The organism is Mitsuokella apri (assembly GCF_051886055.1).
GTDB lineage: Bacteria > Bacillota > Negativicutes > Selenomonadales > Selenomonadaceae > Mitsuokella.
This window is the reverse complement of record NZ_JBJEXT010000040.1, coordinates 89380-111008: the sequence shown is the minus strand read 5'-3', so window position 1 is coordinate 111008 and position 21629 is coordinate 89380. Positions and strand designations below refer to the sequence as shown.

At 55.5% G+C, this 21629-nt stretch carries 21 protein-coding genes; 4 read left to right on the top strand and 17 right to left on the bottom strand.

The features are described 5' to 3' along the window. Positions 1-14: 14 nt before the first annotated feature. Positions 15-1466 (bottom strand): SGNH/GDSL hydrolase family protein, encoded by a 1452-nt coding sequence (locus tag ACI4OH_RS06320; protein WP_435721039.1) that lies wholly within the window; start codon positions 1464-1466, stop codon positions 15-17. A 563-nt stretch (positions 1467-2029) separates the two neighbouring features. On the opposite strand from ACI4OH_RS06320, the gene ACI4OH_RS06315 reads away from it, so the two are divergent. Beyond that, positions 2030-3013, top strand: coding sequence for a site-specific integrase (locus ACI4OH_RS06315; protein ID WP_435721038.1), 984 nt, complete (start codon positions 2030-2032; stop codon positions 3011-3013). Positions 3014-3073: 60 nt separating this feature from the next. Here the strand turns inward: ACI4OH_RS06315 and ACI4OH_RS06310 are convergent, their stop codons facing one another. The 12 genes from ACI4OH_RS06310 to ACI4OH_RS06255 all read right to left on the bottom strand — a co-directional run bounded on the left by ACI4OH_RS06310 (position 3074) and on the right by ACI4OH_RS06255 (position 15110). After that, complete coding sequence (locus ACI4OH_RS06310; RefSeq protein ID WP_439784411.1) at positions 3074-5143, bottom strand: polyribonucleotide nucleotidyltransferase; 2070 nt, start codon at positions 5141-5143, stop codon at positions 3074-3076. A 117-nt stretch (positions 5144-5260) separates the two neighbouring features. Beyond that, entirely contained in the window at positions 5261-5539 is a 279-nt protein-coding gene (gene rpsO / locus ACI4OH_RS06305) for a 30S ribosomal protein S15 (protein WP_432647586.1), read from the bottom strand. 136 nt (positions 5540-5675) lie between these two features. Next, entirely contained in the window at positions 5676-6608 is a 933-nt protein-coding gene (locus ACI4OH_RS06300; protein ID WP_432647585.1) for a bifunctional riboflavin kinase/FAD synthetase, read from the bottom strand. A gap of 33 nt (positions 6609-6641) precedes the next feature. Further along, entirely contained in the window at positions 6642-7544 is a 903-nt protein-coding gene (gene truB, locus ACI4OH_RS06295; protein ID WP_439784410.1) for a tRNA pseudouridine(55) synthase TruB, read from the bottom strand. Next, positions 7544-8497, bottom strand: a complete 954-nt coding sequence (locus ACI4OH_RS06290) for a DHH family phosphoesterase (RefSeq protein ID WP_439784409.1) — start codon at positions 8495-8497, stop codon at positions 7544-7546. The genes truB and ACI4OH_RS06290 overlap by 1 nt, the downstream gene beginning before the upstream one ends. 1 nt (position 8498) lies before the next feature. Further along, positions 8499-8906 carry a 30S ribosome-binding factor RbfA gene (gene rbfA / locus ACI4OH_RS06285; protein ID WP_432647582.1) on the bottom strand — a complete coding sequence of 136 codons (408 nt, stop codon included), beginning with the start codon at positions 8904-8906 and terminating at the stop codon, positions 8499-8501. Positions 8907-8967: 61 nt separating this feature from the next. Next, positions 8968-11463, bottom strand: coding sequence for a translation initiation factor IF-2 (gene infB / locus ACI4OH_RS06280; RefSeq protein WP_435721033.1), 2496 nt, complete (start codon positions 11461-11463; stop codon positions 8968-8970). Between the two features lie 28 nt (positions 11464-11491). Then, complete coding sequence (locus ACI4OH_RS06275) at positions 11492-11809, bottom strand: L7Ae/L30e/S12e/Gadd45 family ribosomal protein (protein ID WP_435721032.1); 318 nt, start codon at positions 11807-11809, stop codon at positions 11492-11494. Between the two features lie 3 nt (positions 11810-11812). Beyond that, positions 11813-12091, bottom strand: coding sequence for an RNase P modulator RnpM (gene rnpM, locus ACI4OH_RS06270; protein WP_432647579.1), 279 nt, complete (start codon positions 12089-12091; stop codon positions 11813-11815). A gap of 9 nt (positions 12092-12100) precedes the next feature. Further along, on the bottom strand, positions 12101-13237 hold the full coding sequence (gene nusA / locus ACI4OH_RS06265; protein ID WP_435721031.1) for a transcription termination factor NusA: 1137 nt from the start codon (positions 13235-13237) through the stop codon (positions 12101-12103). Positions 13238-13285: 48 nt separating this feature from the next. Further along, on the bottom strand, positions 13286-13738 hold the full coding sequence (gene rimP / locus ACI4OH_RS06260) for a ribosome maturation factor RimP (RefSeq protein WP_432647082.1): 453 nt from the start codon (positions 13736-13738) through the stop codon (positions 13286-13288). Positions 13739-13898: 160 nt separating this feature from the next. Continuing rightward, positions 13899-15110 (bottom strand): MFS transporter, encoded by a 1212-nt coding sequence (locus tag ACI4OH_RS06255; protein WP_432647081.1) that lies wholly within the window; start codon positions 15108-15110, stop codon positions 13899-13901. 187 nt (positions 15111-15297) lie between these two features. Between ACI4OH_RS06255 and ACI4OH_RS06250 the strand changes: the two genes are divergently transcribed. Beyond that, complete coding sequence (locus ACI4OH_RS06250; RefSeq protein ID WP_439784408.1) at positions 15298-16329, top strand: aldo/keto reductase; 1032 nt, start codon at positions 15298-15300, stop codon at positions 16327-16329. A 75-nt stretch (positions 16330-16404) separates the two neighbouring features. On the opposite strand, the gene ACI4OH_RS06245 is transcribed toward ACI4OH_RS06250, so the two are convergent. The 3 genes from ACI4OH_RS06245 to ygiD all read right to left on the bottom strand — a co-directional run bounded on the left by ACI4OH_RS06245 (position 16405) and on the right by ygiD (position 18827). Continuing rightward, positions 16405-16827 carry a MarR family winged helix-turn-helix transcriptional regulator gene (locus ACI4OH_RS06245; RefSeq protein WP_435721029.1) on the bottom strand — a complete coding sequence of 141 codons (423 nt, stop codon included), beginning with the start codon at positions 16825-16827 and terminating at the stop codon, positions 16405-16407. A gap of 11 nt (positions 16828-16838) precedes the next feature. After that, positions 16839-17876 (bottom strand): alpha/beta hydrolase fold domain-containing protein, encoded by a 1038-nt coding sequence (locus ACI4OH_RS06240; RefSeq protein WP_435721028.1) that lies wholly within the window; start codon positions 17874-17876, stop codon positions 16839-16841. A 174-nt stretch (positions 17877-18050) separates the two neighbouring features. Continuing rightward, positions 18051-18827 (bottom strand): 4,5-DOPA-extradiol-dioxygenase, encoded by a 777-nt coding sequence (gene ygiD / locus ACI4OH_RS06235; protein ID WP_435721027.1) that lies wholly within the window; start codon positions 18825-18827, stop codon positions 18051-18053. 207 nt (positions 18828-19034) lie between these two features. Between ygiD and ACI4OH_RS06230 the strand changes: the two genes are divergently transcribed. After that, a complete protein-coding gene (locus ACI4OH_RS06230) occupies positions 19035-19385 on the top strand; it encodes a winged helix-turn-helix transcriptional regulator (protein WP_432647076.1) in 351 nt (116 codons plus the stop codon). Between the two features lie 265 nt (positions 19386-19650). Then, positions 19651-21078 (top strand): radical SAM protein, encoded by a 1428-nt coding sequence (locus ACI4OH_RS06225; RefSeq protein ID WP_439784407.1) that lies wholly within the window; start codon positions 19651-19653, stop codon positions 21076-21078. A 106-nt stretch (positions 21079-21184) separates the two neighbouring features. Here the strand turns inward: ACI4OH_RS06225 and ACI4OH_RS06220 are convergent, their stop codons facing one another. Continuing rightward, the gene (locus ACI4OH_RS06220) at positions 21185-21616 is read right to left on the bottom strand and encodes a YbjN domain-containing protein (RefSeq protein WP_435721025.1); all 432 of its coding nucleotides are present in this window, start codon (positions 21614-21616) and stop codon (positions 21185-21187) included. Positions 21617-21629 lie beyond the last annotated feature (13 nt).

The window sequence follows — 21629 nt, the reverse complement described above, 5'->3', positions numbered from 1 at the left end:
TCCAGCCGGATTCGTCATTCTGCGCCAGCGTCCGAGCCTGCGGCTGCCTGCGCGTCGAGGTATTCCTGCATCTCCTCGTCCGCAGCGGCCTTGACCTCCGGCCAGACCGAATTGACGTACGCGCCCATCAGGGCCTTGCCATTGGCGTCCGGATGCAGACCGTCGAGGGCGTACTGCGTGGGCAGCTGGCCGTCTTTTGTCGGAATGGCCATGGCCATGTCAATGTACGTATGTGTGCGGATATAGGCGTTGACGGCCTCAAAGCGCTCTTCCCAGTCGTCTGCTGTCGGCTCCTGAAAAACATGGTCGATGTTGTCGGGGTTGATGGCCGGCAGTGTCAGGAGAATCGGCTTGATGCCGTTTTCAAGGCAGCGCTGGCGAATGGACTCGATATCAGCGATGACCGCGTCCGTGTCTTCGCCGGCCCGCAGGCTGTTGCTGCCCGTCATGATGAGCAGATACTCCGGATGGAACGGCAGGACATCGCGGTCAAAGCGCTCGGCCGTCATGCCGCTCGTATCGCCGCTCTCCGAGAGATTGATGCTCGGGAAGTCGAGATAATGGAGCCAGCTGAACGAGAAGACGGCAGGGCTGTACGAATAATGGCCACCGCCGTGGCTGATGCTGTCGCCGAGTACGGCCACCTGCCAGTTGTCAGCAGGATTCGTGCGGAACGAACGCACCTCGGACCAGGTACCCAAGGGCTCCCCCGCGCCGTCAAACGAACGCACGCGCCAATAAAAAGGCGCATCGCCGTAATGCGGCTGCGGGTCGTAGATTTCGGCCATATCCGTTGTCAGCGTCTCGATGGGCTCAGCCTCGGGATTGACCTCCGGATTTTCCGCGTAAATATCGACCTCGTAGCTCGCCGCATTGGCCTGTCCAATCCACGTATAAACCGGATAAAGCAGCGTCTCCCCCTTCTCGCCGCCGTATTCCGCCGTGAGCACCGGTGCATTCATGCGCGGCAGGCTCGGCGAGGTGTAGAGAGGCACGAGCTCGGAAAAAGGCGTATACGGCGTGCCGTTGAAGTCAATCGCGCGCACGCGCCAGTAAATCGGCTCATTTGGATTTCCGAGCTGGTCGGCGGCAAATTCCTCAAGCGGAGCATTGTAGGCATTCTGATAGACACTGCGCGTGCGGAAAACGGCCTGCGACGAGATTTTTGAATTCGAGATATGCTCCGGCTTCTTCGTAAAAAACTCAATCTCGTACATGACGGCCTCATCATCCGTCTGCCACGTGAGAATCGGCGAATACGACATGGGCGTCTCCGCTGTCGTCGCACTGAGCCCTGCGGGCGGCGGCGTCAAAAGCTGCGAAGAAGCCTCCTGCCGCGTCGTCAGCAAAAGCCCGCCAAGAACCACAAACAGGCACAAAAGCCCCAGCAAAAGGCCAGTAACATGTTTATGCGATTTCATCTTTTCTCTTAACTTGCGTTCATAACGTCGTTTCATAAATTTCATGGAAGTCACCTTCCTTCTTTCTTTATTATACAGCATTTAGGAATAATTGCATTATAACATAGTTCCATCATATAATAGAAGGGAAAAGTGAAGTATACAAAGGTAGTACAAATAAGGCGGCAGGAGAAGGGCAGCCCAAACGTTCCGCGCAGCAGGCTGAAGCTTCACTTATTGGGCCGCCCTTCTCCTGCCTTACAATCCAGCACCGCCAACATCAATGAAAATGTATCGTACTGCTTGTGGAAGGTTGACAAAAGTCAATCTTCCACAAGCAAAAAGAGGACGTGAGCCGGCGGGGGCTGCCTGTAAGCGGAGCTTTGGCCTCTGGCGTGAAGAATTTATTTTTTGTCCGCCAGAACCCTTCGAAAGAGCGTCGTCCAAACGAAGTGCGTTTAGCTCTTGCGAAGGATGCCTTAAAAGACAAAAAATAAATTTAGCCAGCGGCCACGCGGAGCGTCAGGCAGCCCCCGCCGGCGCCAAGTTTGCACGAAAAGCCGCGGTAATCTAAAATCTGCTGACGAAATCATAAGAAATAACCATCAACCAACAAAGGATGAACATACATGACTCCCAAGAAGAATTTTTATCTGCTCAAGAATCAGCGCATTGAGACGAATGCGCATCTTTCAGAAAAGGCCAAGGCCCGTCTCGTGAAGTCGAAGGCGGACAATACGCTGAAGGCGTATGCAGCGGACTGGAGTGATTTTTCGGACTGGTGCGCGTATCATCATGAGCGGGATCTGCCGGCGCGGCCGGAGACGATTGTCAATTATCTCAATGACCTCGCCGATGATGCCAAGGCCAATACCGTGGCGCGGCGCGTGACGGCGATTTCAGAGAATCACCTGGCCGCCGGCTACGAGGGCAAAAACAATCCGGCAAAGGACAATCTCGTGCGCGCGGCGATGGAAGCGATTCGGCGCGAGAAGGGCACATTCCAGCAGGGCAAGGCGCCGATTCTCATGGAGACGCTGTATCTGCTCGCGGACTGTTTTGGCGATGACATCGTCGCTTTGCGCGACAGGGCTTTGATTTTCCTTGGCTTTGCCGGCGCGTTCCGCCGCTCGGAGCTCGTGGCCATCCAAATTGAGCACCTGACGTTTACGTCGCAGGGCCTCGTGATTCTCGTGCCGCAGTCAAAGAGCGACCAATTAGGACGCGGCGCGCAGATTGCCGTGCCGTACGCACCGGACCCCGAAATCTGCGCCGTGCGGGCCGTCCGGGCCTGGCTTGCGGCCGCTGACATCCATACAGGCCCCCTCTTCCGGCCGTTCACGCGCAGCCATACGCTGCGTCAGTCGCAGCTCACGGATAAATCCGTTGCCTTGATTGTCAAGAAATACGCGGGCCTTGCCGGGCTCAATCCCGCGAGCTTCGCGGGCCACAGCCTCCGGCGCGGCTTTGCGACAAGCGCGGCCCAGCACGATGTCGACGCCCTGACGATTATGCGGCAGACGCGTCATCATTCAGAAAAAATGGTGCACCGCTACATCGAACAGGGCAATATCTTCAAGGAAAATCCGCTGAACAAGATGTTCAAGAAATGAAAAAAGCGTTCTTCCCCGCAAAGAGAAGAACGCTTTTTATGTACAGCCGCAACTTGCAGATTAAAGCACGGCTTTATGGCTGAGATTGATGCGGCCCTTGTCATCGATTTCCGTGACTTTGACCTGCAGCTGGTCGCCGACCTGCACGACGTCTTCGACTTTTTCGACGCGGTGCTTGGCGAGCTGCGAGATGTGGCAGAGGCCTTCCTTGCCCGGCAGGATCTCGACGAAGGCGCCGAATTTCATCAGGCGCGTGACGCGGCCCGTGTAGACCTGTCCGACTTCGACTTCGCGCACGATGTCTTCAATCATGGCCTTGGCCTTATTCATGCCCTCTGCATCGGCCGAAGTGATGAAGATATTGCCGTCCTCGTGGATGTCAATCTGTACGCCGGTCTCGTCGATGATTTTCTTGACGACTTTGCCGCCCGTGCCGATGACGTCGCGAATCTTGTCAACCTTGATTTTCATCGTCTCGACGCGCGGTGCGTACGGCGAGAGGTCCGCAGCCGGCTTGTCGATGCATTCGAGCATCTTGCCGAGGATGAACGCGCGGCCGCGTTTTGCCTGCTGCAGGGCGGAAGACAGAATCTCACGCGAGAGGCCGTCGACCTTGATATCCATCTGGATGGCCGTGATGCCTTCCGTCGTGCCGGCAACTTTGAAATCCATGTCGCCGAGGGCATCTTCCATGCCCTGAATGTCGGTGAGGATCGTGTACTTGTCCCCTTCCTTGACGAGGCCCATGGCGACGCCGGAGACCGGGCGCTTAATGGGCACGCCGGCATTCATGAGGGACAGGGTGCTGCCGCAGACGGAACCCATGGAGCTCGAACCGTTCGACTCGAGGACCTCGGAAACGAGGCGAATCGTGTACGGGAACTCCTCGATGGACGGGATGACCGGCACGAGTGCGCGCTCCGCAAGGGCGCCATGGCCGATTTCGCGGCGGCCTGGGCTGCGCATCGGGCGGGCTTCGCCGACGCTGTAGCCCGGGAAGTTGTAATGATGGATGTAATGCTTCGTCGTCTCAGGGCCAAGGCCATCGATGACCTGCTCATCACCGAGGGCGCCGAGCGTCGTGACCGTGAGAATCTGCGTCTGACCGCGCGTAAAGAGGCCGGAGCCATGCGTGCGCGGCAGCAGGCCGACTTCGCACGATACCGGACGGACTTCTTCGACTTCGCGGCCGTCCGGACGAATTTTCTCGTGCGTGATCATATGACGCACGACGGATTTTTCGAGGTCATGGAAGGCAATGCCGATTTCCTTGTCCATCTCCGGGTAGAGTTCGAGGAAATGCTCCATCGTATCGGCGGCGATGTCGGCGATATGCGCATCGCGGTCGAGCTTGTCCGGATTGCGGACAGCAGCGTCGAGACGTTCCTTGGCATAAGCGCGGATGCCCTCTTCCATTTCTTCCGGTACGAGGAAGAGCTTCGGCTGCATTTTTTCCTTGCCGCACGTGGCCTGAATGCCCTGCTGGAACTCGACGAGGCGCTTGATTTCCTCATGGCCGAACAGGATGGCATCGAGGATGACATCTTCCGGCAGCTCGTTGGCACCGGCTTCGACCATCATGACGGCGTCGTGGGAGCCTGCAACCGTGAGGTTCAACGTCGAGACCTTGCGCTGCTCTTCCGTCGGGTTGATGACGAATTCGTCGTTGACGCGGCCGACGCGCACACCGGCAATCGGTCCCATAAACGGGATATCGGAAACCGTCAGGGCGCACGAAGCACCGAGCATGGCCGCAAGCTCCGGCTCATTGTCCTGCTCGACGGAAAGGACCGTCGCGACAATCTGTACGTCATTGCGGAAGCCCTTCGGGAACAGCGGACGAATCGGGCGGTCAATCAGGCGTGCGCGCAGCACGGCCTCGCTCGACGGGCGGCCTTCGCGCTTGATGAAGCCGCCCGGAATCTTGCCGGCAGCGTACATCTTCTCTTCATAGTCGACCGTCAGCGGGAAAAAGTCCACGCCCTCGCGCGGCTCGGCCGAAGCCGTAGCCGTCACGAGCACGACCGTATCGCCGTAACGCACGAGTACGGCACCATTCGCCTGCTTGGCCATCTTGCCGTTCTCGATGACAAGCGGACGGCCGGCGAGTTCCATCTCAAAGCGATTCATATGTACCTCCTTGAATCTTTCCTTCATTATATATAAGCCCTAGTCAAATTTTCCAGAAAAAAAAGCGGGATTGCTCCCGCTTTCCGCTTCAGGCTCATTCCTGATGCTTGTCAGCGATCAACGCTCAACCGTGGAACGCAGACCAAGCTTCGAGATGATCGAACGATAACGCTCGATATCCGTCTTGTAGAGGTAGCTGAGCAGGCGGCGGCGATGGCCGACCATCTTCAGCAGACCGCGACGGGAATGATGGTCCTTCTTATGCTGCTTGAGATGCTCCGTCAGATAGTCGATACGAGCGGAAAGAACAGCGATCTGTACTTCCGGCGAACCCGTGTCACCTTCATGAACGGCATACTTCTGCATGATTTCCTGTTTTGCTTCCTGAGTCAGCATGTTTTGTTTTCCTCCTAATAAATCGTAAATCTCCATCAGCCAGGAAGACGTCGGAGTTCTTCGCCATCTGGGCTGAGGTTTTGCCAATTGGCACTTCTGGTATTATATCATAGGCCGTCAGGGCTTGTAAAGCCTTTTATTGCACTGTGCGGCGCCAGATTTCTTTGGCACGCTCGCGGTCCTTGTGCATCTGCGCGACGAGTTCATCGACCGAGGCAAATTTCTCTTCATCGCGGATTTTCTGCAGGAACTGGACCTCGATGAGCTGGTCGTAGATATCCTCCGAAAAATCCTGAATATTGACCTCGATGCGGCGGTTGCAGCCCTCAAAGGTCGGGTTGTTGCCGATATTGGCAAGGCCCGCATACATGCTGCCGTCATGGATGACTTTGGCGGCATAGACGCCGTTTGGCAGCATGACCTGAGCATCGGGAATCGCGAGATTCGCCGTCGGGAAGCCCAGCGTGCGGCCGCGCCGGTCGCCGTGAATGACGCGGTCGAGCACGGTAAACGGCCGTCCGAGGCAGATTTCCGCCTCATTTAAGTTTCCCTCGTCAATCAGAGCGCGGATGCGTGTGCTGCTGACAGGGCGTCCGCCTAAAAGTACGGCCGGACAAATCTCTGCGCGGAAGCCGTAGTCCCTGCCCGCACGCTGCAAAAGGCGGTGTGTGCCCTTGCCGCGGCTGCCAAAAGTGTAATTCGGTCCCGTCACGACGACGCGCGGCGCGAAATAGTCGCGCAGAAGCTCCATGAATTCTTCCGGCGTACGGCGTGCGAGGTCCTTCGTGAACGGGATGGCCATGAGAATATCGACGCCGAGCTCCGCCATCAGCTGCTTTTTGAGCAGATTATTCGCAATCTGCGGCGGCAGCGACTGCGGCGCGACGACGGACAGCGGATGATTGCTGAACGTGAAGACAAGGCATTTGCCATTGTGTTCGCGCGCGAGCTCCACGGCCCGCCTGATGATGCTTCGATGGCCGATGTGCACGCCGTCGAACATGCCGAGCACGACGACGAGGCGCGGATATTCCTGTTTGAGAGCGGTGAGCCTGGAATAAAACTGCATAAATTGCCCTCCTTGATATTTGGCTAAAGGCCTTTAATGGCCGGCCTGACGCAAAATGACCTTGGCAGGTATGACTTCCTGCGTTTTGCGGTCATAGCGGCCGATGCCGAGAAAATCCCCCGCGCAGTAGACGCGCAGCGTGTCGGACTTTGGCACACGGCGGCGTTCGCCCGTGCCGAGGCCGTTGCAGAAGGCCTTTTCGCGGCTCGGGTCGAGGTCATAGCGCTCGAGGTGATTCAAAAATTCCGCGGGCGGCAGGATGGCCTCTGCCCCTCTCTCCTGAAGTTCTTCGAGCGTCAGCGCCTCCGTCAGCGAAAAATCGCCGACACGGCTGCGCACGAGAAAGCTCATGACGGCCGGCAGGCCGAGGGCCGCGCCAATGTCAAGGCAGAGGCTCCTTATATACGTGCCTTTGGAACACTTGACATCGATGAGGATTTTCTTCTTCCCGGGCTTGTAGGCAATGAGGTCTATGGCATGGATGGTCACTTCGCGCGACGGAATTTCGACCGCGACGCCCTGACGCAAAAGGTCGCAGGCCCTTTTGCCATTGATTTTGATGGCCGAGTGCGCAGGCGGCGTCTGCCGAATGACGCCCGTAAATTTCTGCAGGGCTGCCATGACTTCTTCCTTAGACGGCATCGTAAAATCCGTGACGCTTTCAGTCACTTCGCCCGTATCGTCGCCGCTGTCCGTCGCCAAGCCAAACGTCAGCTCCGCGCGGTACGTCTTGTCGGCGAGTTCGAGGTACTCGATGAGCCTTGCCGCCTGCCCCGTGGCAATTGGCAGAACGCCGGCCGCCGCAGGGTCGAGCGTGCCGGCATGGCCGACGCGCTTCATCTTTAGGACTTTGCGCACAGCGCCGATGACATCGTGCGAGGACATGCCCGGCGGCTTCAATATATTAAGGAAGCCATCTGCTTTTTTCTCTGCCATTATTTATTCTCCCAGATGGCCTTCGAAATGGCCTCGCAGATGGTGCGCTTGGCATCTTCAAACGGCATCAGGAGCGTGCAGCCGGCTGCGCGCGTATGACCGCCGCCGCCGAACTGCAGGGCAATTTTGCTGACGTCAATGCCTTTCGAGCGCATGCTGACGCGGCAGAGCTCCTTTTCCTTGGCCTTCATGACAACAGCGATGTCCACGCCTTCGATGACGCGGATCATGCCGATAAAGGATTCCGTCGACTTCATGCGCGCCGTCGTCGCCTCGTCGAGGAAGATGCCGGCCGCGTGGCCGTCCGCGAAGAGTTCAGCCATTTCAATGGCCTCGCCGATGTCGCGCACCGTCTGATACGGCTTCTGTTCCAGCGCTTCCGAGATGACATTTGGCGTCACGCCATGGTCGAGCATCTCCGCCGCGGCCCGCATCGTATGCGAGGTCGTATTCGAGAAGCGGAAAAAGCCCGAATCCGTCGCCAGGCCCGTGTAGATGCACATGGCCATATCCTTCGTCAGCTTGACCGGCAGTTCGCGCGTGAGGTCATAGATGATTTCGGCGGTTGCCGCCCTGCCTGGGGCGACATAAGTGTATTCTGCTGAATTATCATTCGTCTGATGATGATCGATATTTAAAAGGTGCTCTGCCTTGACGGCCGCGAGCGTACAGCCCGTGCGGTCCGTCGAGGTGTCGAGCACGACGAGAAGGTCCGCTTCGACGGGCTCTTTCTCGTCCGGTCTCCTAATAATATCATATCCCGGCAGCACCGAAAAGATGGCCGGGATATCATCATCGAGCAGAACGCAGGCTTCCTTGCCTAAGCTGCGCAGCATGTGCATGAGCCCGAGACTTGACCCGATGGCATCGCCGTCGGGATTCTCATGGGCCGTGATGACAACACGCTGAGCACTGGCGAGGATGGCTGCCGTTTCACTCAATGTTACAATCATGTCAATGTTCTTCTTTCTGTTTGTCGTCTGCTTCTTCTGCAGGCTTTGCCTGCTCTTTTGCCTTGTCCTCGGCCTCGATTTTCAGCAGCAGCTCCTGGATATGAGCGCTGTAATCGAGGGATTTATCAATGACAAACGAGATTTCCGGCGTGAAGCGCAGGCGGATTCTCTTGCCGATTTCGCGGCGGACGAAGCCGAGCGAGCTCTGGAGTCCCGCCCAGCAGTCCTTGACCTGCTGTTCACTGCCCATCAGGCTGACATAAATCTTGGCTTCCCGAAGGTCGCCCGTGCATTCGACGGACGTGACCGTCACGAACCCGATGCGCGGGTCCTTGAGTTCCCGCAGAATGATCTCCGAGACCTCCTGCTTCATGAGCTCCTGTACTTTTTCTACGCGAAGCTGGCTCATGGCTTCCCCTCCTTTTTTATCGTATCTTTTATCTCTTTTATCGTAATGTTATCCGTATCAATCAGTCTTTTTTCTCTTCCTTGGCCTTGGCTGCAGCGGCTTTTGCCTGCTCTTCGCGCTTCTTAGCGGCAGCCTTGTTGGCATCGGCAATCGTCGTGGCGACTTCTTCCATCGTGTAAGCCTCGATGATGTCGCCTTCCTTGAAGTCGCGGAAGTTGACCACCGAGATGCCGCACTCATAGCCTGCGTTGACTTCCTTGACCTCATCCTTGAAGCGGCGCAGCGAGTCGATCTCGCCATCGAAAATCTCGATGTTGTCGCGGATGATGCGGATCTTGGAATTGTTGCAAATCTTGCCTTCGAGTACGTAGGAGCCTGCTACGACGGCCTTCGAGAACTTCATGACCTGACGAATCTCGACGCGGCCCTGAATGACTTCCTTGTACTTCGGCTTCAGCATGCCGCTCATGGCATCCTTGACGTCGTTGATGGCATCGTAGATGACGCGGTACGTGCGGATGTCGATGTTCTCCGTGTCCGCAAGTTTGCGGGCATTGGCATCCGGGCGGACATTGAACGCGATAATCAGGGCGTTGGAAGCCGAAGCCAGCATGACATCGGACTCGTTGACAGCGCCGACGCCCGAATGGACGATGGATACACGGACTTCATCGTTCTTGTTGAGCTTTAAGAGCGAGCTCGACAGAGCCTCGACGGAGCCCTGAACATCGGCCTTGATGACAATATTGAGGTCCTTGATGTCGCCTTCCTGAATCTGATGGAAGAGGTCGTCAAGCGAGACCTTCTTGCTCTTGATGAGGTTGTTGCGCTGGCGCTCGATGCGTGCTTCGGCAATCGAACGGGCCTGCTTCTCCTCGAGCACGGCGAGGATATCGCCGGCTTCCGGCACATCGTTGAGGCCGAGGATCTCGACTGGTACGGACGGGCCGGCTTTCTTGACGTTCTCGCCGCGGTCGTTGACCATGGCGCGGATCTTGCCGTACGTCGTGCCGCAGACAACGGAGTCGCCAATGCGCAGCGTACCGTTCTGAACGAGGACCGTGGCGACAGGGCCGCGGCCTTTATCGAGCTTGGCCTCGACGATGACGCCGCGGGCATCGCGGTTCGGGTTGGCCTTGAGCTCTTTGACCTCGGCAACGAGCAGAATCATCTCCAGGAGGTCGTCAATGCCGATCTGCTTCTTCGCCGAAACTGGCACCATGATCGTGTCTCCGCCGTATTCCTCCGGCACGAGACCCTGCTCCATGAGTTCCTGCTTGACGTGGTCCGGATTGGCACCCGGCTTATCGATCTTGTTGATGGCAACGATGATCGGCACGCCAGCCGATTTTGCGTGGTGGATTGCCTCAATCGTCTGCGGCATAACGCCATCGTCGGCAGCGACGACGAGGACGGCGATATCCGTGATCTGGGCGCCGCGGGCACGCATGGCCGTGAAAGCCTCATGACCCGGCGTGTCGAGGAAGACGATTTTCTTGCCCTTGCAGTTGACCTGATAAGCACCGATGTGCTGCGTGATGCCGCCGGCCTCATGCGTCTGGACGTGCGTATTGCGGATGCAGTCGAGAAGCGACGTCTTGCCGTGGTCGACATGGCCCATGACCGTGACGACTGGCGGGCGGAGCTTCAGCGATTTCGGGTCATCCTCGATTTCCGGAATTTCCGTCGGGTCTACCTCTGGCGGCAGTTCCTCACACGTCACGCCGAATTCCGAAGCGACGAGAGCAGCCGTATCGAAGTCGATTTCCTGATTGATGGTCGCCATGACGCCCATCATGAAGAGCTTCTTGACGACTTCGGCAGCCGTGTAGCTCATCTTGGAAGCGAGGTCCTTGACGGCAATCGTCTCCGGCAGCTTGATGTGCTTCGGATGCGCGATTTCGACCTTTGGTGCCTGCTGGCGCTTATTGTTGCGGCCCTTGCCGCGGCGGTCATTGCGTCCGCCGAAGCGGTTGCTGCGGTCATTGCGGCTGTTATTGCGCTCATTGCGGCCATTGCGGCGGTCGTTGCGGCTGTTATTGCCGCCATTATTGCCATTGCGGCCGTTATTGCGGTCACTGCGGTTATTATTGCCGCCATTGCCGTTATTGCCGTTATTGTTGTTGCTGTGAGCCGGACGGTTTGCAGAAGCGGCAGCACGATTGTTATTGCCGTTGTTGCCATTGTTATTGCGGCTGTCGCGGTTATCGCGGTTATTGTGTGCAGCCTCATGGCGGTGTGCATTATTGCCGTTATTGCCATTATTATTGTTGTTATTGGCATTCGGCTTTACGGCCTGTGTCTTTTCAGCCGGCTTCTGGGCCGTCTTTTTCTCGGCCGGATTAGCTGCTGCATGGGCAGCCGGTGCCTGCGGCTTGCTTTCTTTGGCCTTGCCGCCCTTATTGCTCAGGGCATTCTTGACGGCCGTGCGCTCTTCTTCGCCGACACCTGAGAAATTATTCGTGGCCTTGAATTTATTGCGTTTGAGGATATCGAGAATTACTTTGCTATCCGTGTTGAACTCTTTGGCGAGCTCAAAAACTCTGTATTTGGACATTAATCCACCCCCGGTTATTATTTCATACTCATGGCTCCTTCATCAACTCGCACAGTTTTTTCGCGAAACCTTCATCGAGAAGTGCTGCGACTGCGCGGTACTCCTTGCCGAGACACTGACCGAGCATGGCACGGTCAAGCCCCTCAAGATAGGGAACCTTGTATCGATCTGCTAAGATCTGGTAATTTTTCTTGGATTCTGCAGAAGCATCTGCCGCCATCAGGACGAGCACGGCCTGACGGGCCTTCAGAGCCTGCTCCACCGCAAACGCACCGGAGACAATCCGGCGTGCGCGCTGGGCCATGCTCAAAAGATTCATGATGCGCTGCTCTTTGGTAACAGCCATATGTCAGCCCTCATCTTTGCCCCCGAACAATTCCTGTTCGAGGAGATCGTAGACAGAAGCCTCAATCGGCGCTTTGAACGAACGCTCGAGGCCGTGGCTTTTCTTGGCCTTGTCAAAGCATTCGCGCTGGCGGCAGATGTACGCGCCGCGGCCCGGCTTCTTGCCCGTGAAATCCACGGAATACTCGCCTTCGGGGCTGCGCACGATGCGCACCATATCTTTTTTTGGATGGCTTTCCTGGCAGCCCAGGCAAAGCCGCTGTGGGATCTTCTTTACCTTCATGATTCCACCTTATTCCACCTCAGCCGTGAAGGACTCATCCCCCGTGACTTCGACTTCATGCATGTTTTCATCGAGCTCTTCGTCAGCAGCCTGCGACTCGCTCTTGATGTCAATCTTCCAGCCCGTGAGCTTGGCGGCGAGGCGGGCGTTCTGACCTTCCTTGCCGATGGCAAGCGAGAGCTGATAGTCCGGCACGACGACGCGCGAAACTTTTTCGGCTTCGTTGACGGCGACGGAAACAACTTTGGCAGGGCTCAGGGCGTTGGCAATGAACTTCGCCGGATCCTCGCTCCATTTGACGATATCGATTTTCTCGCTGCCGAGTTCATCGACAATCGACTGGACGCGCATGCCGCGATGGCCGACGCAGGAGCCGACCGGATCGACATTTTCGTCTTTCGAGTAGACGGCAATCTTCGAGCGGTTGCCCGGCTCGCGGGCGACGGACTTGATCTCGACAATGCCTTCCTGAATCTCTGGCACTTCGAGCTCAAACAGGCGCTTTAAGAGACCCGGATGCGTGCGCGAAACGACGATCTGCGGTCCCTTGTTCGTCTTTTTGACTTCGACGACATATGCCTTGATGCGGTCGCCATGCTGATACGTCTCCGTCGGGATCTGTTCAGCCGGCGTCAGCACGGCTTCCGTCTTGCCGAGGTCGATGTAGACGTTGTGGTTCTCGACGCGTTCGACAAGGCCCGTGAGGATGTCGCCTTCACGGCTCATGAATTCCTCATAGATGATGCCGCGCTCTGCCTCGCGGATGCGCTGGACGACGACCTGTTTTGCCGTCTGCGCAGCGATGCGGCCGAAGTTGGCCGGCGTGACTTCGATTTCGATGACGTCGCCGACTTCATAGTCCGGCTTAATCGTGCGGGCCTGTGCGAGCGAAATCTCCGTGATTTCGTCCACAGGGTCCTCGACGACCGTCTTGATTGCATAGACGTGATAAGCGCCCGTTTCTCTGGAAAGCGTGACGCGGACATTCTGTGCCGAGCCAAAATTGCGCTTATAGGCCGAGATCAGGGCAGCCTCGATGGCCTCGAAGAGCACCTCTTCGTCGATGCCCTTCTCCTTGCCGAGTTCCCTAAGCGTCGTCAGGAATTCCTGACCATTATCTTTCGCTTTCGTCGTTTTTCTTGCCAAAGTTATATCCTCCCAAATGAACGGGGGCAAGCCCCTTTATTTATAATGTTAGAAATCGATGTGCAGGCGGATCTGCGCGGCGTCCTTCAAAGGAATCTTGTCCGCGCCGTCAAGTTCGATGGCCTCGCCGTCAAAGCCCGTGAGCTCGCCCACGATGAGCTTTTTGCCGTCGCGCGGCGCGTAGAGCGTCACGTCGACTTTCTTGCCCTGCTCGCGCGCAAAGTCGCGCGGCTTGCGCAGAATGCGGTCAATGCCCGGTGACGAAACCTCCAAAATATACGAATCCGGCACGACGTCGCGCTTGTCAAGCTCTTCCTCAAGCTTTTCGCTCAGTGCCTGACAATCCTCGATGTCAATGCCGCCTTCCTTATCGATATAGACGCGCAGATACCAGTCATGCTCCTTGACGTACTCGACATCGACGAACTCAATCGTGTCCTGTCCCTTAAGCAGCTCCTGTACAATTGCCTCTACGGCATCTTCGACCTGCTGTTTAGCCATACATCCACCCCCAAGTTTAGTCTCTGGGACAACTGTCCCATTCCCTTTCGCACATAAGATTAAAGAGTGGGCTTGCACCCACTCTTCATAAAACAACCTTAAATTAACTATTTCATGATAACATAAAAGATACGGCTTGTAAATGGCATCGCGAAAAAAGTCACATCTTTTCCGTTTTCTGCGTTTTTTGCGCCCTATTTGCCTTTTTCGGCAGACTGCGGCTCCAGAAGAAGTAGCAGACGGCCGTGATGACGATGACGGCCGTGCTGACCGCGCCGTACATGAAGGCGTAGCCAAAATGCGCGGCCACGATGGCAAGAAACGCTGCCGCAAGGCCCACGCTGATGTCAAGGAACCAGAAATACGTGGCCGTCGCGACGCCGGCACGCGAAGACGGCGCGCGCTGCACGGCAAGCGTCTGGAAAGCCGGGGAAAGCGCGCCAAAGCCGATGCCGAGCACGGCAGCAGAGCCTAAGAGCCCCACAAGCGTCTCAACCTGACTGAAGAAAATCATGCCCAAAGCGAAAAAGACAAAGCCCGGATAGACCGTCCAGTCCGGCCCCTTCTCGTCGAAGAGACGGCCGATAATCGGGCGCGTCAGGATGATGACAAAGGCAAACACCATGAAGAAAATACTCGTCTCCGCCTGCAGGCCAAGGCTTTTGGCGTAAAGCGGGATAAAGGTCAGCACGCCGCCGTAGGCGAAAAAGACGAGGCCGCCTAAAAAGGCCGGTGCCAGAGAGCGCGGTTCGATGAAATCCGTCAGATGAAAGCCCTTTTTGTGGCGCGGCACGGGACTTATGACGTCAGGCGGCAGTTTTTTGGCGTTGGCCGCAAAAAAAGTCAGCACGGCAAGGCCCGTCACAAAGAGGAAAAGAGCCGTGCCGCCAAAATTGCCGATGAGCAGAAGACCGACTAAGGGGCCTACAACCATTGCAAGATTCGTTGACATGGCAAAATAGCCGATGCCCTCGCCCTTGCGCGAAGCCGGCAGTATGAGCGCGGCCATGGCCGCAGCGGCCGTCGTCGCGATGGCAAAAATGCAGCCGTGCAGCAGGCGCAGCGCGTAGATGGACTGCAGAGAGTGCAGCCAGTTGAAAGCGAGCATCACGAGGAAAAAGGCAATGGTCGCAAAAAACATCAGGCGCTGCTTGTTGACGGCGTCGATGAGCTTGCCCGCGAACGGCCGGCAGGAGACCGCGCCAATCTGGAAGGCCGTCATGGCCATGCCGGCCTCCATATCCCCGCCGCCCAGGGTATCCATGATGAAAATCGGCAGGGCCGCGACCATGATGTACTGGGACATGAAGAGAAACAGGTTGCTCCCTCCCATGCCCAAAAATTCCGGCGTCCACAATTTTTCTCTCTGCATGCAATCTTCCTTCTTAAATATATAGCAATATAGCGTGTTTTTTATTTCTCTATTTTTATTTTCTCAATGTCTCTACATAAATATCTATTATAGGCCTTTGAACATATTTATCAAGCGATACAGCAGGAATATCCGGCTGTTCCCACGAATCAATCAGATAGTGACTACAAAAGGGAGGCATCTATATATGGATGTTCGAAAGACTTATACCGCAGCATCTTCGCGCTACGACAGGATGGAGTACCCGCACTGCGGGCAGAGCGGGCTTTGCCTGCCCAGACTCGCTCTGGGTTTCTGGCATAATTTTGGCGATACGGCAGCCTATGACAATATGCGCGCTCTCTGTACGACGGCCTTTGACCACGGCATTACGTATTTTGACCTCGCGAATAATTACGGGCCGGCTTACGGCAGTGCCGAAGAAAATTTTGGCAGGCTCTATGACGACCTCTTTCGCCCCTACCGCGACGAACTCGTCATCGCGACAAAGGCGGGCTACGATATGTGGCCGGGGCCGTACGGCAACTGGGGCAGCCGCAAATATTTAATTGCGAGCCTCGACCAGAGCCTCAGGCGCATGCATCTCGACTATGTCGATATTTTCTACCATCACCGCATGGACCCGCATACACCGCTTGAAGAGACGATGGGCGCACTCGGCCAGATTGTCAGGAGCGGCAAGGCGCTTTATGTCGGTCTCTCCAATTACGACGGGCCGACACTCGAAAAGGCCACGGCCATTCTGCGGGAGCTCAAAGTGCCTTTTATCGTCAATCAGAACCGCTATTCGATTTTCGACCGCACGATTGAGGCAAACGGCCTCAAAAAGACGTCGGCTGCCCTCGGCCTCGGCATTGTCGCGTTCAGCCCGCTCTGTCAGGGCCTCCTGACAAATCGTTATCTGCACGGCATCCCCGAGGACAGCCGCATTCACCGCGACGGCCGTTTCCTCAAGGAAAAATCCCTGACGCCCGAAAAGCTCACGGCCATCCGCGCGCTAAATGAAATTGCCGAAAAGCGCGGTCAGACGCTTGCCGAAATGGCTTTGGCCTGGGACCTCAAGGACGATGACATCACGACCGTCCTCATCGGTGCCTCGAAGCCTGCGCAGATTCTCGACAACATCAAGGCCATCGAAAACACCTCATTTAGCGAAGAAGAGCTTGCGCTCATCAATAAAATCTCCCTCGCCCCCGGCGTGCAGGGCCTGATTCGCTGAATACCCGACAATTCCAAAATCCTAAAAATAACGTTTGAAAAAAGCAGCTCCGTCATTTGACGAAGCTGTTTTTGCTTACAGATTTTTTTCGAGCTTAGCCAGAATCCGTTTCAAATCTTCGCGCTCGCGGGCACTCAGTCCCTCCAGCAGTTCAAGATTGGCCTTTTGGTCGAGGGCCGAGAGCTCCTCGATGAGCTGCCGTCCCTTTTTCGTCGTAAACAGCAGCATATTGCGCCTGTCATCGGGGTCCGGGCAGCGTTCGATAAAATCCTTTTTGCTCAGATGCGCCACCAGTGTCTTGATGGTATTTTGATTTTTCTCGAGCTTTTTGGCAAGGTCCTTCTGACAGAAATTCTCCTGCTCGTGCTCCTCGATGGTCTTGAGTGCGCTCCACTGCTCCACCGTGATGCCGTAGGCCGTAAACATTTCGTCGATGCGGTAGTGGATTTTGCGGGCCACGCGGCAGATGGCGTAGCCAAGCATTTTATCTAAAATCATGCGTGCCTGCCTTATTTCTTCAGATAGCCGTCAAAAAAGTCCGTGATGATGTCGAGGACTTCTTGCTGATTCCAGTAAATGCCGCCATGGGCCGCCCCTTCGACGAGATAGCGCTTCGACGGAATGCCCTCTTTCTGCAGAGCCTGGAACAAAAGGTCCGTCTGACTCGGCGAGACGACCGTATCGGCCGTGCCGTGCATCAAAAGCATCGGCGCGCTGTTCTTCGTGATGTAGTGAATCGGATTGGCCTTTTCCGCAGCTTCGCGGCTTTCTAGAATGCCGCCGTCCTTGCCGCCGAATACAGGCGAACCGTTGACCCAGAGGGCTTCCGTCGCCCCGGCCGACGCATGCGCCTTCCTGACATTTTCATCGTAGTCGTCGCCAATGCGCGTGAGGTCCGAAAGGCCGTAGAGGTCGACCGCAGCCTTAACCGAGCTGTCGACACCCAGGTTCTCCCCCTTGTCAAATGTCTTCGTGCCGCTCGTCGTGCCGGCCATGGCCGTGAGGTAGCCGCCCGCGCTGCCGCCGACAATGCCGACGCGGTCGGGGTCAATGCCGAACTTATCCGCATTGGCCTTGAGGTAGCGGATGGACGCCTTGACATCTTCGAGGGGCTCCGGGAAACGCGCCGTCGGCGCCACGCGGTATTCGATGGACGAAACGACATAGCCGGACTCGGCAAGATGCATGCGCAGCTGCAGACCGTTATCCTTATTGGCATTGATGAAGCCGCCGCCCGTCACAAAAACGATGGCCGGCAGTTTTTCCTTGCTTTTTGGCTGCAGAATATCCATCTTCATCGCGACATTCGGATAGCCGCGCATCGGCACCTGCTCGTAGACGACATTCGAAATCTCGTTAATCAGCGGCGTCTTGACGTCGACTTTCAGACGTTCGCTCTGTACTTTATTGGGCAGATTCGCCGTGGACGAGTCGACATTGACTTTCGCGGCAGGAGCCGGTGCCGCGAACCCCTGCCCGCCCGTCACCAGGCAGCCGAGCAGAGCCAGCGAAAACATGCGCGACATCCATTTCTTTTTTCCCTTCATACAATATGCACCTCATTTTTATTTTCTCTACAGGATCCGAAATAATACGCTAACGTATCGTTCATGGGTTTTAGTATAATACGATATCGTATCATTGTCAAATCCCTGCAAAAAAAGACTCCCGCACGATACATCACCGTACGAGGGTCTTCAGCAAATCATAGTATCAAAATATCAAAGCCCAAAGGCATAGCCTGTCAGGGCCATCGAGCCGAGATTGCGCACGTTGTTGAATACGTACGGCTTTTCGCCCCTGCTCGCCCCCAGGATATAGAGGAGCGGCAGATAATGGTCGGGCGTCGGCGCGGCGTACGAAGCGTCTGGATGCTGATGATAGAAAATGACTTTCTCATCATCGCGTTTTTCGACGGCCTCTTTGATATACGCGTCAAAGCGGTCCGCAGCAGCCGAGCCCTGGGGATTTTCCCACTCGACTTCGCGCAGATTGTGCACGACATTGCCGCTGCCCATGACGAGATAGCCTTTGCCGCGCAGCACGGCGAGCTTTTCGCCGAGGGCATACGACTCTTCGTCGCTCAAAAGGCCGTTGACGGAGAGCTGCACGACGGGAATGTCGGCCTGCGGGAAAATATGGACGAGCACGCTCCATGTGCCGTGGTCAATGCCCCAGCTGTCATCGACTTCGACAGCATCGCCGAGAATGTTCTGCACTTCTTTCGTAAGCTCTGCCGAGCCCGAAGGCTCATACTTCAGCTGATAGAGTTCCTCTGGAAAACCGTACATATCGTAGACCTGACGCGGCTTTGCCGCACTCTGCACAAGCGTGCCGCGCGTGTACCAATGCGCCGAAATCATCAGAATAGCCTTCGGGCGGCCAAATTTTTCCAGAACGGCCTGACCTAGTTTTCCATATGTCTCCGTCAGTTCATTATGGTCTAAGGCAATCATCGGACTGCCGTGGCCGACAAAAATCGCTGGCATTCTCTTCATCGCGTATCTCCCCTTTATTTTTCATAAAAGTATATTTTTTGTACTTACTCTCTTGTCTATATTATAAGGATACGTTACAATAATGACAAGAACGATATTTTTCGCGACTAAGTATGAAATACTTGCGTATTGCTGTAATATCAGGAACAAGCAAACAGCCAAAAGTCCAAGATACTGGCACATTGAGAGAATAATGGGGGAACCATCATGACAAAACAGGCAACACAGACAAAAGAGCTCTTTGGCGTCTGCCCCTTTGTAACCTCGCAGAAAATCCTGCAGGGCAAATGGGCCATCCTCGTACTGCATGAACTCAGTCAGGGCACGCGCCGCTTCAATGAACTCGAACGCGAGCTGCAGATCACGCACGCCACGCTGTCATCCCAGCTCAAATACCTCGAACGCGAGGGCATCGTGAGCCGTACGGTCTATCCCGAAGTCCCGCCGCGCGTCGAGTACAGCCTGACAGAAATTGGGCAGCGATTCGCCCCCGTCCTCGCCAGCATCCGCGACTGGGGCAATGCCTACATCGACTATCTGCATGCCAACCGTCACTAATGGACAGGGATTGACACGGACGCTCGCTTGATTATAAAGATAAAGACAATAAAATTGATAATCTTTCTGTTTTGGAGTTTTGTACAAAAGATTTGTGCAGGGCTCCAAAATTTTAATTTTTTGACTTTTTACCATCGACTTTTTGACTAATCGGAGTATAATATAGTTATACGAAAAAAACGAACAAGAAACAGCGCTGCTTCCCCTTCGCTTCTTTCGCAAAGCTTTGATTTTATCTGTTTTGCGTGTAAGGAGTTGACTGGTGATGACTAAGGTAACAAATCACATCGTTCACAGCCTCGCGAGGAAAGAGGTTGAGGCCCTTGTCGACCACATCATGACGGAACATGATCCAGAGGACCGCAAAAAAACGTTGACGCGTCTTTCTTATCTGCTTGAGCATTTGTTTGGTGACCTTTTTGAGAAAGAATCGTTTGAAGACGCACGCCGCCTGATTGCAGAGGACGGCAAGTGGATGCATTTTGTCAACCAGGCTTTGGATACGCTCAATCCGAACATTGTCAAAACGGCCGTCATGGACCTCGGCTTTGAGTCGGGCTTCTACGGTCTGCGCGCCCGCAACGCTGCCAAGGAAAAATACCACTGCAATATTCCGTGGGCCATCCTGTTCGACCCGACGAGTGCCTGCAATATGCATTGTGTCGGCTGCTGGGCTGCAGAATACGGCCATACGCTGAACCTTTCGTACGATACGATGAATAAAATTGTCACGGAAGGCAAAGAGCTCGGCTGCCACTTCTACCTGATGACGGGCGGCGAACCGCTCGTACGCAAGCATGATATCATCCGCCTCTGCCGCGAGCATCCGGACTGCGAGTTCCACGCCTTCACGAACGGCACCTTGATTGATGAAGATTTCTGCAAAGAGGTCACGGAAGTCGGCAACCTGAGTTTCTCCATCAGTATCGAGGGCTTCCGCGAAGTCAACGACAGCCGCCGCGGCAAGGGCGACTTCGACAAAGTCATGCACGCCATGGACCTCTTGCGCGAACACGGCATCGTCTTCGGCACGTCCATCTGCTATACGAGCAAGAACATCGCCACCGTCACGTCGGATAAATTCCTTGACATGCTCATCGACAAAGGTGCCTGGTTCACCTGGTACTTCCACTACATGCCCGTTGGCAATGACGCCTCGCTCGACCTGCTGCCGACGCCGGAACAGCGCGCCTACATGGTGCACCGCGTCCGCGAAATCCGCAGCGTCAAGGGCGGCAAACCGATCTTTGCCATGGACTTCCAGAACGACGGCCAGTTCATCGATGGCTGCGTAGCCGGTGCCCGCGAATACTGCCACATCAACCCGAATGGCGATGTCGAACCGTGTGTCTTCATCCACTACTCGAGTGCCAACATCAAGGACAAGAGCCTGCTCGAATGCCTGCAGCAGCCGCTTTTCCGCGAATATCAGGAGAAACAGCCGTTCAACACGAACCATCTGCGCCCCTGCCCGATGCTCGAAAACCCGCAGTTCCTCGCTGCTATGGTCGCAAAGAGCGGTGCCAAATCGACAGACCTCCAGTCGCCGGAATCGGCCCTGCACCTCTGCGCAAAATGTCAGGCCTACGCCAAAGCATGGCAGCCTGAGGCCGACAAACTCTGGGATGAGATTGAAGAGAAAAAGGCTCAGGAAAAAAATGAAAAAGAAGCCGAAGAATCGCTCAGCAATTGAGCAATTCAACAAAAAGCCAGCTTCTGGATTCTGCATGAACAGATTCCGAAAGCTGGCTTTTTTCATTTCTTACTATTATATAGGGTCGATTCTATCGATTTGTCACTCACGCCCAGACAAGCTTCATAAGCTCCGGATAATCTTCCTCAAGCTCTTTCAGCAAAACACTGAACATCGTGTAGACGAGATCGCCGTCCACCGTGTCTTCACCGCAGAGAATGCAGGTATCGAGTACGATATTTTCTTCATCGTCAAGATAATACTTGCACGTCTTGTACTTCTTGTTGTACGCGTTGAGCTGTTCTAACAGTTCCTCACGCTTTCCTTCATGTACAGCATGCGGTACTATGAGAATGCGAATCATCGCATAGATGCTCGTATCGAGGATGACAGCTACCGGCAGGCGGCTGCCGCTAATTTCTGCAAAGGAGCGAAAAACGGCCGTCTCATAGGCATCGTCCGGGATTTCCTCAAGCTGGAATGCATGCGGATGCTTTTCTTCCACATAGGCTTTGAATGCTTCTGCTTTTTTGTTCATAAAATACTCCTTT

Bases quoted from the DNA above. Each gene is read 5' to 3' on its own strand.
- ACI4OH_RS06310 (WP_439784411.1), bottom strand. From the start codon at position 5,143: ATGAATCGCTTTGAGATGGAACTCGCCGGCCGTCCGCTTGTCATCGAG.
- ACI4OH_RS06320 (WP_435721039.1), bottom strand. From the start codon at position 1,466: ATGAAATTTATGAAACGACGTTATGAACGCAAGTTAAGAGAAAAGATG.
- ygiD (WP_435721027.1), bottom strand. From the start codon at position 18,827: ATGAAGAGAATGCCAGCGATTTTTGTCGGCCACGGCAGTCCGATGATT.
- rpsO (WP_432647586.1), bottom strand. From the start codon at position 5,539: ATGCTGACTCAGGAAGCAAAACAGGAAATCATGCAGAAGTATGCCGTT.
- ACI4OH_RS06225 (WP_439784407.1), top strand. From the start codon at position 19,651: ATGACTAAGGTAACAAATCACATCGTTCACAGCCTCGCGAGGAAAGAG.
- ACI4OH_RS06220 (WP_435721025.1), bottom strand. From the start codon at position 21,616: ATGAACAAAAAAGCAGAAGCATTCAAAGCCTATGTGGAAGAAAAGCAT.
- ACI4OH_RS06315 (WP_435721038.1), top strand. From the start codon at position 2,030: ATGACTCCCAAGAAGAATTTTTATCTGCTCAAGAATCAGCGCATTGAG.
- ACI4OH_RS06300 (WP_432647585.1), bottom strand. From the start codon at position 6,608: ATGCAGTTTTATTCCAGGCTCACCGCTCTCAAACAGGAATATCCGCGC.
- rimP (WP_432647082.1), bottom strand. From the start codon at position 13,738: ATGGCTAAACAGCAGGTCGAAGATGCCGTAGAGGCAATTGTACAGGAG.
- ACI4OH_RS06250 (WP_439784408.1), top strand. From the start codon at position 15,298: ATGGATGTTCGAAAGACTTATACCGCAGCATCTTCGCGCTACGACAGG.
- ACI4OH_RS06245 (WP_435721029.1), bottom strand. From the start codon at position 16,827: ATGATTTTAGATAAAATGCTTGGCTACGCCATCTGCCGCGTGGCCCGC.
- ACI4OH_RS06230 (WP_432647076.1), top strand. From the start codon at position 19,035: ATGACAAAACAGGCAACACAGACAAAAGAGCTCTTTGGCGTCTGCCCC.
- truB (WP_439784410.1), bottom strand. From the start codon at position 7,544: ATGGCAGAGAAAAAAGCAGATGGCTTCCTTAATATATTGAAGCCGCCG.
- ACI4OH_RS06255 (WP_432647081.1), bottom strand. From the start codon at position 15,110: ATGCAGAGAGAAAAATTGTGGACGCCGGAATTTTTGGGCATGGGAGGG.
- ACI4OH_RS06275 (WP_435721032.1), bottom strand. From the start codon at position 11,809: ATGGCTGTTACCAAAGAGCAGCGCATCATGAATCTTTTGAGCATGGCC.
- ACI4OH_RS06240 (WP_435721028.1), bottom strand. From the start codon at position 17,876: ATGAAGGGAAAAAAGAAATGGATGTCGCGCATGTTTTCGCTGGCTCTG.
- rbfA (WP_432647582.1), bottom strand. From the start codon at position 8,906: ATGAGCCAGCTTCGCGTAGAAAAAGTACAGGAGCTCATGAAGCAGGAG.
- rnpM (WP_432647579.1), bottom strand. From the start codon at position 12,091: ATGAAGGTAAAGAAGATCCCACAGCGGCTTTGCCTGGGCTGCCAGGAA.
- infB (WP_435721033.1), bottom strand. From the start codon at position 11,463: ATGTCCAAATACAGAGTTTTTGAGCTCGCCAAAGAGTTCAACACGGAT.
- ACI4OH_RS06290 (WP_439784409.1), bottom strand. From the start codon at position 8,497: ATGATTGTAACATTGAGTGAAACGGCAGCCATCCTCGCCAGTGCTCAG.